Source organism: Streptomyces sp. NPDC055078 (genome assembly GCF_053607985.1).
This window is the reverse complement of the sequence record NZ_JBSGUP010000159.1, coordinates 1-13,772: the sequence shown is the minus strand read 5'-3', so window position 1 is coordinate 13,772 and position 13,772 is coordinate 1. Positions and strand designations below refer to the sequence as shown.

General features: G+C 70.5%; 15 protein-coding genes. 7 read left to right on the top strand and 8 right to left on the bottom strand.

Annotation, left to right across the window (positions count from 1 at the left end; all coding sequences use genetic code 11):
• On the top strand, positions 1–513 hold a 513-nt coding region (gene folE, locus ACWF94_RS16090), incomplete at its 5' end, for a GTP cyclohydrolase I FolE (protein WP_453487986.1).
• Positions 514–690: 177 nt separating this feature from the next.
• Here the strand turns inward: folE and ACWF94_RS16085 are convergent.
• The 6 genes from ACWF94_RS16085 to ACWF94_RS16060 form a co-directional block, all read right to left on the bottom strand.
• A complete protein-coding gene (locus ACWF94_RS16085; RefSeq protein ID WP_453487985.1) occupies positions 691–1,185 on the bottom strand; it encodes a DUF3180 domain-containing protein in 495 nt (164 codons plus the stop codon).
• Positions 1,186–1,243: 58 nt separating this feature from the next.
• Entirely contained in the window at positions 1,244–1,831 is a 588-nt protein-coding gene (gene folK, locus ACWF94_RS16080) for a 2-amino-4-hydroxy-6-hydroxymethyldihydropteridine diphosphokinase (protein ID WP_453487984.1), read from the bottom strand.
• Positions 1,828–2,187 carry a dihydroneopterin aldolase gene (folB, locus tag ACWF94_RS16075; protein WP_453487983.1) on the bottom strand — a complete coding sequence of 120 codons (360 nt, stop codon included), beginning with the start codon at positions 2,185–2,187 and terminating at the stop codon, positions 1,828–1,830. Before folB ends, folK begins: the two co-directional genes overlap by 4 nt.
• 244 nt (positions 2,188–2,431) lie before the next feature.
• The gene (locus tag ACWF94_RS16070; protein WP_453487982.1) at positions 2,432–2,884 is read right to left on the bottom strand and encodes a nuclear transport factor 2 family protein; all 453 of its coding nucleotides are present in this window, start codon (positions 2,882–2,884) and stop codon (positions 2,432–2,434) included.
• The gene (folP, locus tag ACWF94_RS16065; protein ID WP_453487981.1) at positions 2,881–3,720 is read right to left on the bottom strand and encodes a dihydropteroate synthase; all 840 of its coding nucleotides are present in this window, start codon (positions 3,718–3,720) and stop codon (positions 2,881–2,883) included. Before folP ends, ACWF94_RS16070 begins: the two co-directional genes overlap by 4 nt.
• Before the next feature lie 87 nt (positions 3,721–3,807).
• Positions 3,808–5,025: an ABC transporter ATP-binding protein gene (locus ACWF94_RS16060; protein WP_453487980.1), complete on the bottom strand. Its 1,218-nt coding sequence runs from the start codon at positions 5,023–5,025 to the stop codon at positions 3,808–3,810.
• A gap of 128 nt (positions 5,026–5,153) precedes the next feature.
• Here ACWF94_RS16060 and ACWF94_RS16055 point away from each other — a divergent pair, with 128 nt between their 5' ends.
• From ACWF94_RS16055 to ACWF94_RS16040, 4 genes are all read left to right on the top strand, one after another.
• Positions 5,154–5,930 carry an ABC transporter permease gene (locus ACWF94_RS16055; protein ID WP_453487979.1) on the top strand — a complete coding sequence of 259 codons (777 nt, stop codon included), beginning with the start codon at positions 5,154–5,156 and terminating at the stop codon, positions 5,928–5,930.
• Entirely contained in the window at positions 5,930–6,625 is a 696-nt protein-coding gene (locus tag ACWF94_RS16050) for an ABC transporter permease (protein WP_453487978.1), read from the top strand. Before ACWF94_RS16055 ends, ACWF94_RS16050 begins: the two co-directional genes overlap by 1 nt.
• 151 nt (positions 6,626–6,776) lie before the next feature.
• Positions 6,777–7,754: an ABC transporter substrate-binding protein gene (locus ACWF94_RS16045; protein WP_453487977.1), complete on the top strand. Its 978-nt coding sequence runs from the start codon at positions 6,777–6,779 to the stop codon at positions 7,752–7,754.
• 175 nt (positions 7,755–7,929) lie between these two features.
• Positions 7,930–9,195, top strand: a complete 1,266-nt coding sequence (locus tag ACWF94_RS16040) for a hypothetical protein (protein ID WP_453487976.1) — start codon at positions 7,930–7,932, stop codon at positions 9,193–9,195.
• 86 nt (positions 9,196–9,281) lie between these two features.
• Here ACWF94_RS16040 and ACWF94_RS16035 read toward each other — a convergent pair whose 3' ends face one another.
• Positions 9,282–10,424, bottom strand: coding sequence for an NADH-quinone oxidoreductase subunit D (locus tag ACWF94_RS16035; protein WP_453487975.1), 1,143 nt, complete (start codon positions 10,422–10,424; stop codon positions 9,282–9,284).
• 182 nt (positions 10,425–10,606) lie between these two features.
• Complete coding sequence (locus ACWF94_RS16030; protein WP_453487974.1) at positions 10,607–11,584, bottom strand: SAM-dependent methyltransferase; 978 nt, start codon at positions 11,582–11,584, stop codon at positions 10,607–10,609.
• A gap of 96 nt (positions 11,585–11,680) precedes the next feature.
• Between ACWF94_RS16030 and ACWF94_RS16025 the strand changes: the two genes are divergently transcribed.
• Together ACWF94_RS16025 and ACWF94_RS16020 are read left to right on the top strand one after the other, a co-directional pair.
• A complete protein-coding gene (locus tag ACWF94_RS16025; RefSeq protein WP_453487973.1) occupies positions 11,681–12,874 on the top strand; it encodes a sensor histidine kinase in 1,194 nt (397 codons plus the stop codon).
• Positions 12,875–13,057: 183 nt separating this feature from the next.
• The coding region (locus ACWF94_RS16020) for a response regulator (RefSeq protein WP_453487972.1) at positions 13,058–13,772 on the top strand (715 nt) is incomplete at its 3' end.

The window sequence follows — 13,772 nt, the reverse complement described above, 5'->3', positions numbered from 1 at the left end:
GTCGGGGAGGATCCGGACCGCGAGGGCCTGAGGGAGACGCCGGCCCGGGTGGCGCGCGCGTACCGGGAGATATTCGCGGGGCTCTGGCAGCAGCCCGAGGACGTCCTGACGACGACCTTCGACCTCGGGCACGATGAGATGGTGCTGGTGAAGGACATCGAGGTGATGTCCTCCTGTGAACATCATCTCGTGCCCTTCGTCGGGGTCGCGCACGTCGGCTACATCCCCTCCAACGATGGCAAGATCACCGGACTCTCCAAGCTCGCCCGCCTGGTGGACGTCTTCGCCCGCCGCCCCCAGGTCCAGGAGCGCCTGACCACCCAGATCGCGGATTCCCTGATGGACATCCTGGAGCCGCGCGGAGTGATCGTGGTCATCGAGTGCGAGCACATGTGCATGACCATGCGGGGTGTCCGCAAGCCGGGCGCGAAGACCATCACCTCCGCGGTCCGCGGTCAGCTTCGCCACCCGGCGACCCGTAACGAGGCGATGAGCCTGATCATGGCTCGCTGAGCCCGGGGCGGGAGGCCCGGGGCAGAAGGCCAGGCGTGGGCGCGGCCCCGTCCGCGCGGGAGGCGAGGCGTAGGGGAGGTCCAGGCGTGCGCGCGGCGTAGTCGCGTGGGAGGCGAGGCGTACGGGAGGTCAGGCGTACGCGAGGCGAGGCGTACGGGAGGCGAGGCGTAGGGGAGGTCAGGCGTGGGCGCGGCCCGTGCCGTTCTCCTGGGTGGGGTCGCTGTCGTCGGGCAGTTTGCAGACGCGCTCCAGGAAGAAGGCCGCCGCGATCACCGCCACCCCCGCCAGCACCGAGAACCCGGCGTAGATCGCCTGGTCCCGCCGCGACGGCACATCCAGGGACCCCAGCAGGAACACCCCCGTCCCCCCGTACATCCCGCTCACCAGCGCCGCCACGAGCGCGCTCGCCTGCCCGAAGACCACCGCCCGGGCCGCCATCAGGGGCTCCACGCCCTTCGCACCGGGGCGGCGCTCGCGCTGCGCCTTGAGCCGGGCGCGCAGGGAGAGCGCGGTCGCCGTGAGGACCGCCGCGATCGCCGCGAGCACGATCGGCGCGGCCAGGGGCACGCTCGGCAGGGTGCCGAACGAGTCCCACAGGCGCGCGCCGGCCCAGGACAGCAGCCCGGCCCCGGCGAAGAGACCGGCCAGCACACCGAGCCGTAGTTGCTTCACCGAGAGAGCCGCCCTTCAGTCAGATGCCGCGCGGGGTCCGCACGCAAGAGCCTAACGACTACTCGGGCAGACGCAGTTCCAGGTCGGCGCGGATGAACACGCCCTCGCGGCCGACGGCGGCCAGCAGCCCGGCCACGCTCCCGCGGCCCGGGAGCTGTGCCTCGGGCTCCACATCGTGCCAGGGGGCGAGCACAAAGGGGCGCTCATGGGCGCGGGGATGCGGGAGGGTGAGCGAGGGATCGTCGGAGACGACCTCCGCGTACGCGATGATGTCCACGTCGATGGTGCGGGGGCCCCACCGCTCCTCGCGGACCCGGTCGAAGGCTTCCTCGATCGCCTGCGCGCGCTCCAGGAGCGAGTCGGGCGGCAGCGTCGTCCTGATGACGGCCACCGCGTTGAAATACGACGGCTGGGAGTCGGCGCGGACGCCCCACGGCTCCGTCTCGTACACCGGGGAGACCGCTTTGACCCGCAGTCCGGGGGTGTCCTCCAGCGCGTCGATCGCGCCCTGGAGGGTCTCCAGCCGATTGCCCAGATTCGATCCGAGGGCGATCACGGCGCGCTTGAGGTTGGAGAGGGTCACATCCGCCGCGTCGACCTGCTCCACCACGGACGCGGGCACCGGTTGCACGGTGGGGTCGCTCATACTCGGCTCCGGGTGATCGTGATGGACACATCGTCGAACGGCACGGTGATCGGCGCGTCCGGCTTGTGGACGACGACCTCGACCTCCTGCACGCCGTCGTGCTTCAGACAGGTCCGGGCGATCCGCTCCGCGAGCGTCTCGATCAGATCGACCGGATCGCCCTCCACGACCGCCACGACCTCCTCCGCCACGACGCCGTAGTGCACGGTCTTCGCCAGGTCGTCGTCGGCCGCCGCCGGACGGGTGTCCAGACCGATCACCAGGTCCACGATGAAGGTCTGGCCCTCCTCGCGCTCCCGGGGGAAGACGCCGTGGTGCCCACGGGCCTTGAGGCCGCGCAGCGCGACATGATCCACGCGAATCACTCCTGCTGTCTCGTCGGTCGTACGGACACGGGCACAACGGACACCCGATCATGCCCGAGTGCCGATGTGTCCATTCGAATCTACCTGCGGCCACTGACACCGTTCACGCAAGGGGGTCATGGTCAGCCGCCCGGAAGGCCGGTAGGCGCACCTGCCCGGACCGCCCGGCGCCAAACCCCCATCGACCCCCAAACCCCTCCATCGGTCGGCGCGTCGGCGCGTCGGCCCGGGGGACTCAGGGGGAGGGCTCCTCCTCCGTCTCGTCGCCGGTGTCGCGCTCGGTCAGTACAGGTGAGCCGTGGTGCGACCAGACCTTCCACCCCTCAGGGGTGCGCCGGAACACATTGGTGGCGACCACGAGCTGTCCCACGAGGGGGCCCAGCTCACCGCTCTCCTCGGCGGGGCCGCCGCTGAGGATGTTCTCCGTACAGGTCACCAGCGCGGTGTCACCGGCGAGGCCGACCTTCACATCGGTGAGGAAGAACTGGATGTACTCGGTGTTCGCCATGATCAGGGCGTAGGAACGCAGCACCTCGCCCCGGCCTGAGAGCACCGGCCAGCCGGGGTGGATACAGGAGATGCCGTCGTCCAGCCACAGGTCGGACAGCCGCTCGAAGTCGCCGCGCTCCAGGGTCTCGTAGAACGCGGTGTTGGCCTCTTCGACCAGTTCGGTGTCGGTACGGCTCACCGGGCGTCCCCGACGGCTCGCGCGACGCGGACGGCGTCCGCGGTGGCGCGTACCTCATGGACGCGCACGGCCCACGCGCCCTCGTGCGCCGCGATCGCGGAGACGGCGGCGGTGGCCGCGTCGCGCTCCCGGGCCCGTGGCGGGGTGCCGCCCCGGGCGAGGACATGCCCGAGGAAGCGTTTACGGGACGCGGCGACGAGCAGGGGGCGGCCGAGGGCGCGCAGCTCGGGGATGTGGGCGACGAGGGCGAGGTCGTGCGCGGCCTCCTTGGCGAAGCCGAGCCCGGGGTCGATGACGATCCGGTCGGGCTGGATGCCGCCGGCCACGACGGCCGCCATCCGCTCGCGCAGTTCGGCGGCGACCTCGGCGACGACGTCCTCGTACACCGCCCGGCTGTTCATGTCCTGGCTGAAGCCGCGCCAGTGCATGACGACGAAGGGGACTCCGGCGGAGGCGACGGCCGGGACCATCGCGGGGTCGGCGAGTCCGCCGCTGACATCGTTGACGAGTACGGCTCCGGCCGCCACGGCCTGGTCGGCGACGGAGGCGCGCATGGTGTCGACGGAGACGATGACCCCCTCGGCCGCCAGGCCCCTGACGACCGGGACGACCCGCCGCAGCTCCTCGTCCTCGTCGACCCGGCTGGCGCCGGGCCTGGTGGACTCACCGCCGACATCGACGAGGTCGGCACCGTCGGCGACGAGATCGAGGCCGCGTTTGACGGCGGCGGTGGTGTCGAACCAGCGGCCACCGTCCGAGAAGGAATCGGGCGTCACATTGACGACCCCCATGACCGCGCAGCGATCCCACTCCGGCAACCCAGGCAACGTACTCATATCTCCACCCTAGGTCGTGTCGCGGAAGTCATGCCTGCCCGGCGGGCCACCGCGGCCCGGCACCCGTACGGGGCCCTGTGCGGTGGCTCAGTCCTTGGTGGTCCGTACGACCTCCTCGGCGGCCCCGGTATCCGTATCAGCGACCGCGTCGGTGATATCCGCGACGGTCGCGATGGACTCCAGATCGACCTCGGCCCGGGGCACGTCCTGTGCGTCCGCGTCGATCGACCGGCGCAGCGCCTCGTGCAGCTTCGCCGGGGTCAGTACTCCCAGGAAGCGGCCCGTCCCCTCCTTGTCGATCACCGCGATCCACCCGGCGTCGTGCTGGAGCATGGTGGAGAACGCCTGCTTGAGGGAGGCGCCGAGGGGCAGCCAGGCGTCCATGCGCCGGGCGTGTTCCCGTACGGAGCCGGGTACGCGCGCGTGCTCCGCGGCGAGCCAGCCGTGCAGGTCGCCCGTGCCGTCCAGGACGACCGCCCACCGCGCGCCCAGCTCCCGGGGCAGGGTGTCGTCGAGCCGGACGACGGGCGGCTGCTCCAGATCGCTTTCCTCGATGGGGGTGACCGAGAGTCGCTTGAGGCCGCGGTCGGCGCCGACGAAGTCCGCGACATACCCGGTCGCCGGGGCGCCGAGCACGGCGGCCGGGGCGTCGAACTGCTCGATCCGCCCCTGGCCGTAGACGGCGATCCGGTCGCCGAGGCGTACGGCTTCCTCGATGTCGTGTGTGACGAAGAGCACGGTCTTGCGGACCTGGGCCTGGAGCCTGAGGAACTCGTTCTGGAGATGTTCGCGCACCACCGGGTCGACCGCGCCGAACGGCTCGTCCATCAGCAGGACGGGCGGGTCGGCGGCGAGCGCGCGGGCCACGCCGACGCGCTGGCGCTGGCCGCCGGAGAGCTGTTCCGGGTAGCGGTCGCCGTGGAGGGAGGGGTCCAGACCGACCAGATCGAGGAGTTCGGCGGCGCGGGCGCGGGCCTTGGCGCGGCCCCAGCCCAGCAGATGCGGGACGGTCGCGGTGTTCTCCAGGACCGTCTTGTGCGGGAAGAGGCCGACCTGCTGGATGACATAGCCGATACGGCGGCGCAGCTGCACCGGATCGATGGTCGATATGTCCTCCCCGTCCAGGAATATCCGCCCGCTGGTCGGTTCGATAAGACGGTTGACCATCTTCATCGTGGTGGTCTTGCCGCAGCCGGACGGCCCGACGAGCGTGACCAGTTCGCCCTCGGCCACCTCGAACGACAGATCGTCGACGGCGGTCGTCCCGTCCGGATAGCGCTTGGTGACGTGCTCGAAACGGATCATGATTCCCCATTGTGGCGGGCGTTGTGTGAAGGGCGTGTTGCCGCCACATGGCGGCCCTCGGCGATTGTCAGTGGCCAAGGTTAAGGTCATGAGACATACGTTCGGCAGGGGTGGGGAGGAGGGGGAGCATGGGTATGCGGCAGGCCGCCCAGAGCTGTCTGGCGACCAATGACTGGATCTGCGGGGAATATCTCCGCACCCGTAGCCAGGAATTGACCGACGCGACGATTCAGCATGTCTGGATCACCGTGGCCTCGGTCCTGATCGGCCTCGCGGTGGCCTTCCCGCTCGCGCTCCTCGCCCGCGCGAAGCCCGCCTTCGCCGGTCCGGTGCTCGGTCTGACGACCCTGCTCTACACGATTCCGTCGCTCGCGATGTTCTCTTTGCTGCTGCCGGTGTTCGGGCTCTCGGCCGCGCTGGTCGTCACCGGGCTCGTGCTCTATTCGCTGACCATCCTGGTGCGGAACATCATGGCCGGTCTCGACGCGGTGCCCGCCGAGGCCCGGGAGGCCGCGCGCGGGATGGGTTACGGGCCGGCCAGGCTGCTGTGGGAGGTCGAGCTGCCGCTCGCGCTGCCCGCGCTGATGGCGGGCCTGCGTATCGCCACGGTCTCCACGATCGCGCTGACGACCGTGGGCGCCCTGGTCGGCAAGGGCGGGCTCGGCAATCTCATCGACGACGGGGTGCAGACCACCTTCAAGGCGCAGGTGCTGACCGCGTCCGTGCTCTGTGTGCTGCTGGCGGCCGTGGCGGATCTGCTGCTGCTGGCGGTGCAGCGGCTGCTCACCCCCTGGACACGGACGCCCCGGACGCCCCGGACGCCCACCCGGGCGCGGACTCGGCCGGGGAATCGGTCGGGGAATCGGTCCGGGACCCGAATACACCGGGCCAAGGAGGCCGTCTGATGGGGGTGCTCGCCGATGCGTGGACCTGGCTCACCACCGGCTCCAACTGGTCGGGGGAGAGCGGGGCCTGGCACCGGCTGGGCGAGCATGTGTACGTCAGCGGGGTGGCGCTCGTGCTGGCCTGCGCGATCGCCCTGCCGCTCGCGCTCTGGCTCGGGCACCTCGGCAAGGGGGGCGCGCTCGCGGTCAACATCTCCAACGCCGGCCGGGCGATTCCCGTCTTCGCGGTTCTCGCGCTCTTCATGCTCACCCCGCTGCGGAGCGCCGGATACGCGCCGACGATCATCGCGCTGGTGCTGTTCGCCGTTCCGCCGCTGCTGACCAACGCCTATGTCGGGATGCGGGAGGCCGACCGTGCGGTGGTGGAGGCCGCGCGGGGGATGGGCATGTCGGGGTGGCAGCTCTTCGTACGGGTCGAGCTGCCGCTGGCGTATCCGCTGCTGATGACCGGGCTGAGGTCGGCCGCCGTGCAGGTGGTCGCCACGGCCACTATCGCCTCGATGGTCGGCCAGGGCGGTCTCGGCCGCATCATCACCGCGGGTTTCAACACCTACAACACCCCGCAGGTCGTGGCCGGTGCTCTGCTCGCCGCGCTGCTGGCGCTGCTGGTGGAAGCGGTGCTGGTGGCGGCCGACCGGCTGATCGATCCACACCGTAAGGCGGCGACGCCCGTATCACCGCGAACGACCGTCTGACCGAACCCTCGAAACCCTCGAACCCTTGAAAGTCTTGAACCGTCGAAAGCCCTGAACCCTCGCAACCCGTGAATCCTCTATCGCATTCCATGACATTCCATGTCCACATACACCTCGTGACCCCTCTGGGACCCTCGGGACGGAGAATCTGATGCGCAAGACCTCTCGTATCGCGGGAGCGGTACTGGCCGTGGCCCTGACGGGTTCGCTCGCCGCGTGCGGCGGCGGAGAGAGCCTGGAGAAGTCCGGGAACACCGATGGCTCGGGCGGCTCCGGCGGCGGCTCGGACAAGAAGGGCTCGCTTGTCGTCGGCTCGGCCTCCTTCACCGAGTCCAAGGTTCTCGCCGAGCTGTATGCGCGGACCCTGGCCGACGCCGGATACAAGACGACCGTGACCACGGTGAAGAACCGCGAGCTGTACGAACCCTCCCTGGAGAAGGGGGAGATCGACGTCGTACCGGAATATGCGGCGACGCTTGCTGAATTCCTGAATGCAAAGGCGAACGGGCCGAAGGCGCCTGATGAGAAGCCGGTCGCCTCCAGTGATGTGAACGCCACTGTCGCCGCACTTACCAAGCTCGCCGAGCCGCGCGGGCTGAAGGTGCTCCCGGCGGGCCAGGCCGTCGATCAGAACGCCTTTGCGGTAAGCAAGGAATTCGCCGAGAAGAACAGCCTCAAGACGCTTTCCGATCTTGGGAAGTCGAAGCTCAAGGTCAAGATCGCGGCGGGTGACGAGTGCGAGGTGCGGCCGTTCTGCGCGCCCGGTCTGAAGAAGGTCTACGGCATTGATGTCACCGGTGTCGACCCGAAGGGCGTGGGCACCCCCCAGTCCAAGCAGGCGGTCAAGGACGGTGTCGACCAACTGGTGCTCACCACCACCACGGACGCGGTGATGGACGGACTGGTCTTCCTCGAAGACGACAAGAAGCTCCAGAACGCGGACAACGTACTGCCGGTGGTCAATGCGAAAGACGCGGGCAGCGCGGAGATAGCCGCCGCGCTCGACCGGCTCACCAAGGTGTTGACCACCGCGGATCTCGCCGAGTTGAACCGTAAGGTCGACTCCGAGCGTGCCAAGCCCGAGGACGCGGCGAAGGAGTATCTGGAGTCCAAGGGGCTCCTCAAGTAGCTCATCGAGCAGCGCCCCAAGGCGCCCGGACAACTCCACACGCGGACGAAATGGAACGGCGATAGCGGAGGCTGTCGCCGGAGGGAAGCGGTGCGGAGCCGACCGGGCGTTCTTGGGTCAGAGAGTTGCGTAGCCGATATCCCCATCCGCTTCTGCGCACGGTAAATTTCGCCCCATGCCCCGTGGACGCCACCGCCATTCCCCACCCCTTCACAGGCTGCTGCCGCCATCGGCGGTCGCCGGAGCGTCGGTGCTGTGCGCCGCCGGCGCATGGATGCTGACGGAACCCGTCATGCTCCGGACGCTGGTGACGGCGGCAGCCGCAGCCGCCGTCACCGGCGCGGCCCTTATGCGCAGTTGGGACCGTTCGGCCGGCCAGCAGGTCGCCGATCTCACCCGAGGCCGTGCGAACGACGCATGGCAGCACGAGGAACGTATAGCCGAGCTGGAGTCGGACATCGAGGAATCACGCGAGCTGCGCGCGAAACTCGATGCCAAACTCCGTACCAAACGCGTCGAGTTGGCGTCGCTGCGCGGCGAGCACGCCGCCCTGCTGCGCCGGTACGCGACTGCCGAGACCGAGCGGGCCAGCGCTCTCGAAGGCCGTCGTCAGCTCGCGATCGAGGCGTCGGAGCCCAGGCCGCTGACGGCGGCCGGGGTCACACCCACCGTCGCGCTGTTCCGGCGTGCCGTCAGAGCGCTGGACGACCTTCCCCGCAGCGCCGCCGCGCAGGAGGCCGCCCGGGAGGCCGCGCGGACCGCCGGTGACGACCGTGAGGACGAGGGCACGGACGGTCTCACGGACGGCCCGACCGGCTCACGGACAGCCGACCGGGCGGACGAGCGGACAGGCGGCCAGATGGCCGACCCGGCGGACCGGGTTGGCGATCGCGAAGGCGGACCCGGCGAAGTGAACCCGGAGGTGGTGACCCCGGAGGCGGACGAGCCGCGGGGGAAGGCCGTGGCGGGTGCCGGGAGAGAGCAGCACACCCGCCCGACGGCCGCCCTCCCCGCGAGGCGCCCCGGGCCGGGCGCGGCGGCGGTCGTTCCGTACGGCCCGCGACGCGGCGCCGCCCTCCGCCGTCCCGAGGGGACGTTCGACTACTTCGGGAAGCAGCATGCGTCGGCCGCCGAAGCGGCGGCGGCGAACGCGGCCAACGCGGCGCATGCGGCGCATGTGGCGAACCGGGCGCACGGGGCGAACGGGCTTCCCGTGGTCTCCGGGCTGTCCGGCCGGGGGACGCAGAAGGCCATCGAGGCCGTGCAGAGCGAGGATCTCGCCGATGTGGTGGGCGAGGAAGTACTCGCCGACGAGATGCTGGCCGAGGAGGTGCCGGCCGAGCGGCGCCCGGATGCCCCGCGCGCGGTCGGTGACGTCATCGATCTGACCCACCACGACAGCCCGGAGCACATCGAGCTGCGCGACGCGGTCAGTTCCTGAGGTTTCTGAGGCTCCTGAAGTTCCCGGGACTCCCGAGGTTCACGGAGTTCCTGTTCCTGGGCCGCTGTTCGCCGTTCACTCGGCGATCACTTGTCGATGTCGCCGACGACGAAGAACAGCGAGCCCAGGATCGCCACCATGTCCGCCACCAGCGTGCCCGGCAGCAGCTCGGTGAGTGCCTGGATGTTGTTGAACGACGCCGAACGCAACTTCAGCCGGTACGGAGTCTTCTCCCCTTTGGAGACCAGGTAGTAGCCGTTGATCCCGAGCGGGTTCTCCGTCCAGGCGTAGGTGTGGCCCTCCGGGGCCTTCAGCACCTTGGGCAGCCGCTGGTTGACCGGGCCGGGCGGCAGCTCGGCGATCCGGTCCAGACAGGCGTCGGCCAGGTCCAGCGCGTTGTGCGTCTGGCCCAGCAGCACCTCGAAGCGGGCCAGACAGTCGCCCTCCGCCCGGGTGACCACCTTAAGAGTGTCCCCCAGCTCCCCGTACGCGAGATACGGCTCGTCCCGGCGCAGATCGAAGTCGACACCGGAGGCGCGGGCGATGGGACCGCTGACGCCGTACGCGTGCACCGCCGCAGCCGACAGGACGCCCACCGCGCGGGTCCGGCCGCGGAAGATCTCGTTCCCGAGCACCAGACGGTCGTACACGTCCATCCGCGACCGGACGTCCGCCACCGTGTGCCGGACCCGCCCGAGCCACCCGGCCGGAAGGTCCTCCTTAAGGCCGCCGACCCGGTTGAACATGTAGTGCATCCGGCCGCCGGAGATCTCCTCCATGACGTGCTGGAGTTCCTCCCGCTCGCGGAAGGCGTGGAAGACGGGGGTGATGCCGCCCAGCTCCAGCGGGTACGAGCCGAGGAACATCAGATGGTTGAGCACCCGGTTCAGCTCGGCGAGCAGGGTACGGGTCCAGACCGCGCGCTCGGGGACCTCCATGCCGAGCATCCGCTCCACGGCCATCACCACACCGAGTTCGTTGGAGAACGCGGAGAGCCAGTCGTGGCGGTTGGCGAGCATGATGATCTGGCGGTAGTCGCGGGCCTCGAAGAGCTTCTCGGCACCACGGTGCATATAGCCGATGACGGGTTCGGCGTGCTGGATGACTTCGCCGTCGAGGGTGAGGCGGAGGCGGAGGACGCCGTGGGTGGAGGGGTGCTGGGGGCCGATGTTGAGCACCATGTCGGTGCTTTCCGCGGCGCCGCCGATGCCGAACATGGTCTCCGTCATGGCCCCAGTATCCCCCCGGCCCGCCAGGACCCGGGGCCTGCCCTGGGTCCTGGCGTGCGCGGGAGCCCGGGGTTCGCCCTGGTCCCGGGGGTGCGCGGCCCCGTCGGGTGCCCGGGGCGCGAGTTTCCCCGGCACCCGGCACCCGGAGCATGGAGCACAGGGACAGCGGGGATCAGGAGGGATCAGGAGAGAGGAGTGGGCACCGGCTGGTGGAGCCAGAGGAAGGCGCCGAGGCCGGCGGGGGAGAGGAGTTCCCCGGCCTCGGTGGTGGCGGAGAGGGCGCGGACGTAGGCGGCGGGGTCCGTGGTGGCCAGGGCGAGCGGGGGCCGCGCGGCCGAGACCCCGAGCGCGCCCAGGGCCTCGCGCTGGGGGATCAGCCGGGCCCCGGGCAGCGCGCAGGCGTCCAGCGCCACATGCGAGGTGATGTCACAGGTCCCGTCGGGTACGGGAGCCACCTCCCGGCCCGCCCGGAAACCGGTCAGGGTGCCGAAGGGGGGACGGCCGCCCTCCGCCGTGTGCCCGTAGTCCACCGCGACCGCGAGCCCCGCCCTCAGGGTGGCCACGGCCGCCGCCCACGCCTCGTCCCGGGGGCGGCCGATCTCCGCCCGCGCCCCGGGCTCGGTCAGCGGCCACCACCGCGCGAGCCACTGTGCGTCCGCCCCGGTCACCGGCGGGCCGAGGCGTTCGGTGCCGTCGGGGCGTACGAGGACGACGCGCGCCACCCCGTCCGCGTCCGCCTCGGCGATGTCGACGGGGACGTTGTCGAGCCACTCGTTCGCGAAGAGGAGTCCGCTGACCCCGGCCGGCGGTTCGGATGTCCACTCGATACGGGGGTCCAGACCGGCCGGGCGGGGCGCGCGCTCGACGGCGTACGCCCGTACCGGGAATCCGGCGGGGAGCGCCGCCGGCACCCCCGTCAGCAGTTCCCCGTGCCCCGCGCCCATGTCGACGATCGCCGGTCCGCCGCCGGACGGGTCCAGGCCCTCCGCCGTCGTCAGCAGCAGCCGGGCGACCGCCGATGCGAACAGGGGCGAGGCGTGCACGGACGTACGGAAGTGGCCGGCCGGTCCCTCAGGGCGCAGATAGAAGCCGCCGGGTCCGTACAGCGCGGTCCGGGACGCCTCCCGCCAGGTCCGCCACTCATCCGTATCGTCCGTCACGCGCCCCAGTCTCCACCTTGCGGAGTACGCCTCCGCCCACGGGATCGCTCTGGCGGTTGACCCCGTGGCCTGTCAGCTTTCCCTACTCTGGGTTACGTGCAGCGCGTCTATGACTTCCTCCGCAGACACCCGTCGGGCGTCGACGCCTTCTGGGCCGTCGTCCTGCTGGTGCTCTCACTGCTGACTCTGGCGACGGACCCACAGAGTGAGCCTTCGGTGTCCGCCGTCCTGGTGGTGCTGGGGCTGAGTCTGGTCGTCGCGCTGCGCCGGGTGATGCCGGAGAAGATGCTCGTGCTCGCGGCGGTGATCGGCGTCGGTCAGCTGGTGCTGGACGTGGAGACCAACCCGGGCGACTTCGCGATGCTGGTGATCATCTACACCGTCGCCGCGGACGGCAGATCGCGGTGGGCCTCCAGGCTGGCGCTGGTCGGCGGTCTGGTGGCGGCCCCGGCGTCGCTGCTCAGATGGCCGCCGGAGGAGTCGAGCACCCTCCAGAAGATCTTCTTCACGGTCGTCCTGATCGTGCCGTTCGCCCTCGCCTGGGTGCTCGGTGACTCGATACGCACGCGCCGCGCGTACTTCGGGCAACTGGAGGAGCGCGCGATGAGGCTGGAGAGCGAGCGCGAGGCGCAGGCGAAGGTCGCGGTCGCCGCCGAGCGCGCCAGGATCGCCAGGGAACTGCACGATGTCGTCGCGCACAACGTCTCCGTGATGGTGGTGCAGGCCGATGGCGCGGCCTATGTGCTCGACGCGGCACCCGACCAGGCCAAGCAGGCGCTGGAGACCATCTCCACCACCGGCCGCCAGGCGCTGGCGGAGATGCGGCGGCTGCTGGGGGTGCTGCGGACCGGGGACGCCCCGGAGAGCGGTGAGTACGTCCCACAGCCCGATGTGGGGCAGATCGAGGATCTGATCGAGCAGGTGCGCCGTTCGGGGCTGACCGTGGACTTCAAGATCGAGGGGACCCCGAGAGCGCTGCCGAGCGGGGTGGAGCTGACGGCGTACCGCATCGTGCAGGAAGCGCTCACCAACACCCGTAAGCACGGTGGACCGCAGGTCGGCGCCAGTGTGCGGCTCGTCTACTTCGACGACGGACTCGGACTGCTGGTGGAGGACGACGGCCGGGGTTCGGCGCACGAGCTGTACGAGGACGGCGGCGCGGACGGCAAGGGGCACGGGCTCATCGGGATGCGGGAGCGCGTCGGTATGGTCGGCGGCACGCTCGACGCCGGGCCCCGGCCGGGAGGAGGCTTCCGGATCAGCGCACTGCTTCCCCTTAAGCCCGCCTAGACCGCCTAGACCGCCTAGACCGTCTGGAACGTCTGGACCGCCTAGCCAGTCTGGACCGTCTGAAGCCTGGACCGCCTGGACCGCCTGGACCGTCCGCCGGAGCGCTTCCGGACCGTACCGAGCGATCCGATGGCCCGAGAGACTCGATAGATCAGCCACCGAGAGATTGAGGACCCCGCTGACATGTCCATCCGTGTGATGCTCGTCGACGACCAGGTGCTGCTGCGCACCGGCTTCCGGATGGTGCTCGCCGCTCAGCCGGATATGGAGGTCGTCGCGGAGGCGGGCGACGGCGCGGAGGCGATCGAGAAACTGCGCTCCACGGCCGTGGACGTCGTCCTGATGGATGTCCGGATGCCGAGGCTGGACGGCGTCGAGGCGACCCGGCGGATCTGCGCGGCGCCCAACCCGCCGAAGGTGCTGATCCTGACCACCTTCGACCTGGACGAGTACGCGTTCTCCGGGCTGAAGGCCGGTGCGAGCGGCTTCATGCTCAAGGATGTGCCGCCCGGGGAACTGCTGGGCGCGATCCGTTCGGTCCACAGCGGTGACGCGGTCGTCGCGCCGTCGACCACCCGCCGACTGCTGGACCGTTTCTCCCCGATGCTCCCGAGCGCCGGCGGCGAGCCTGAGCACAAGGAGCTGGACCGGCTCACCGGGCGGGAGCGCGAGGTGATGCTGCTGGTCGCCCAGGGCCTGTCGAACGGCGAGATCGCGGGCCGGCTGGTGCTCTCGGAGGCCACGGTGAAGACCCACGTGGGCCGCATCCTCACCAAGCTGAGTCTGCGGGACCGGGTGCAGGTGGTGGTGCTGGCATACGAGACGGGACTCGTCCGGGCGGGCGGCGCGGGCACCTGCACGAGCTGCGGGACCAGTCGGCGTCCTTCCGGGACGTGGT

What these genes read in the sequence shown, in the direction of transcription:
- ACWF94_RS16035 (WP_453487975.1), bottom strand. Translation starts at nt 10,424, where the DNA reads ATGACGGAGACCATGTTCGGCATCGGCGGCGCCGCGGAAAGCACCGAC.
- ACWF94_RS16045 (WP_453487977.1), top strand. Translation starts at nt 6,777, where the DNA reads ATGCGCAAGACCTCTCGTATCGCGGGAGCGGTACTGGCCGTGGCCCTG.
- ACWF94_RS16040 (WP_453487976.1), top strand. Translation starts at nt 7,930, where the DNA reads ATGCCCCGTGGACGCCACCGCCATTCCCCACCCCTTCACAGGCTGCTG.
- ACWF94_RS16050 (WP_453487978.1), top strand. Translation starts at nt 5,930, where the DNA reads ATGGGGGTGCTCGCCGATGCGTGGACCTGGCTCACCACCGGCTCCAAC.
- ACWF94_RS16060 (WP_453487980.1), bottom strand. Translation starts at nt 5,025, where the DNA reads ATGATCCGTTTCGAGCACGTCACCAAGCGCTATCCGGACGGGACGACC.
- ACWF94_RS16055 (WP_453487979.1), top strand. Translation starts at nt 5,154, where the DNA reads ATGGGTATGCGGCAGGCCGCCCAGAGCTGTCTGGCGACCAATGACTGG.
- folK (WP_453487984.1), bottom strand. Translation starts at nt 1,831, where the DNA reads ATGAGCGACCCCACCGTGCAACCGGTGCCCGCGTCCGTGGTGGAGCAG.
- folP (WP_453487981.1), bottom strand. Translation starts at nt 3,720, where the DNA reads ATGAGTACGTTGCCTGGGTTGCCGGAGTGGGATCGCTGCGCGGTCATG.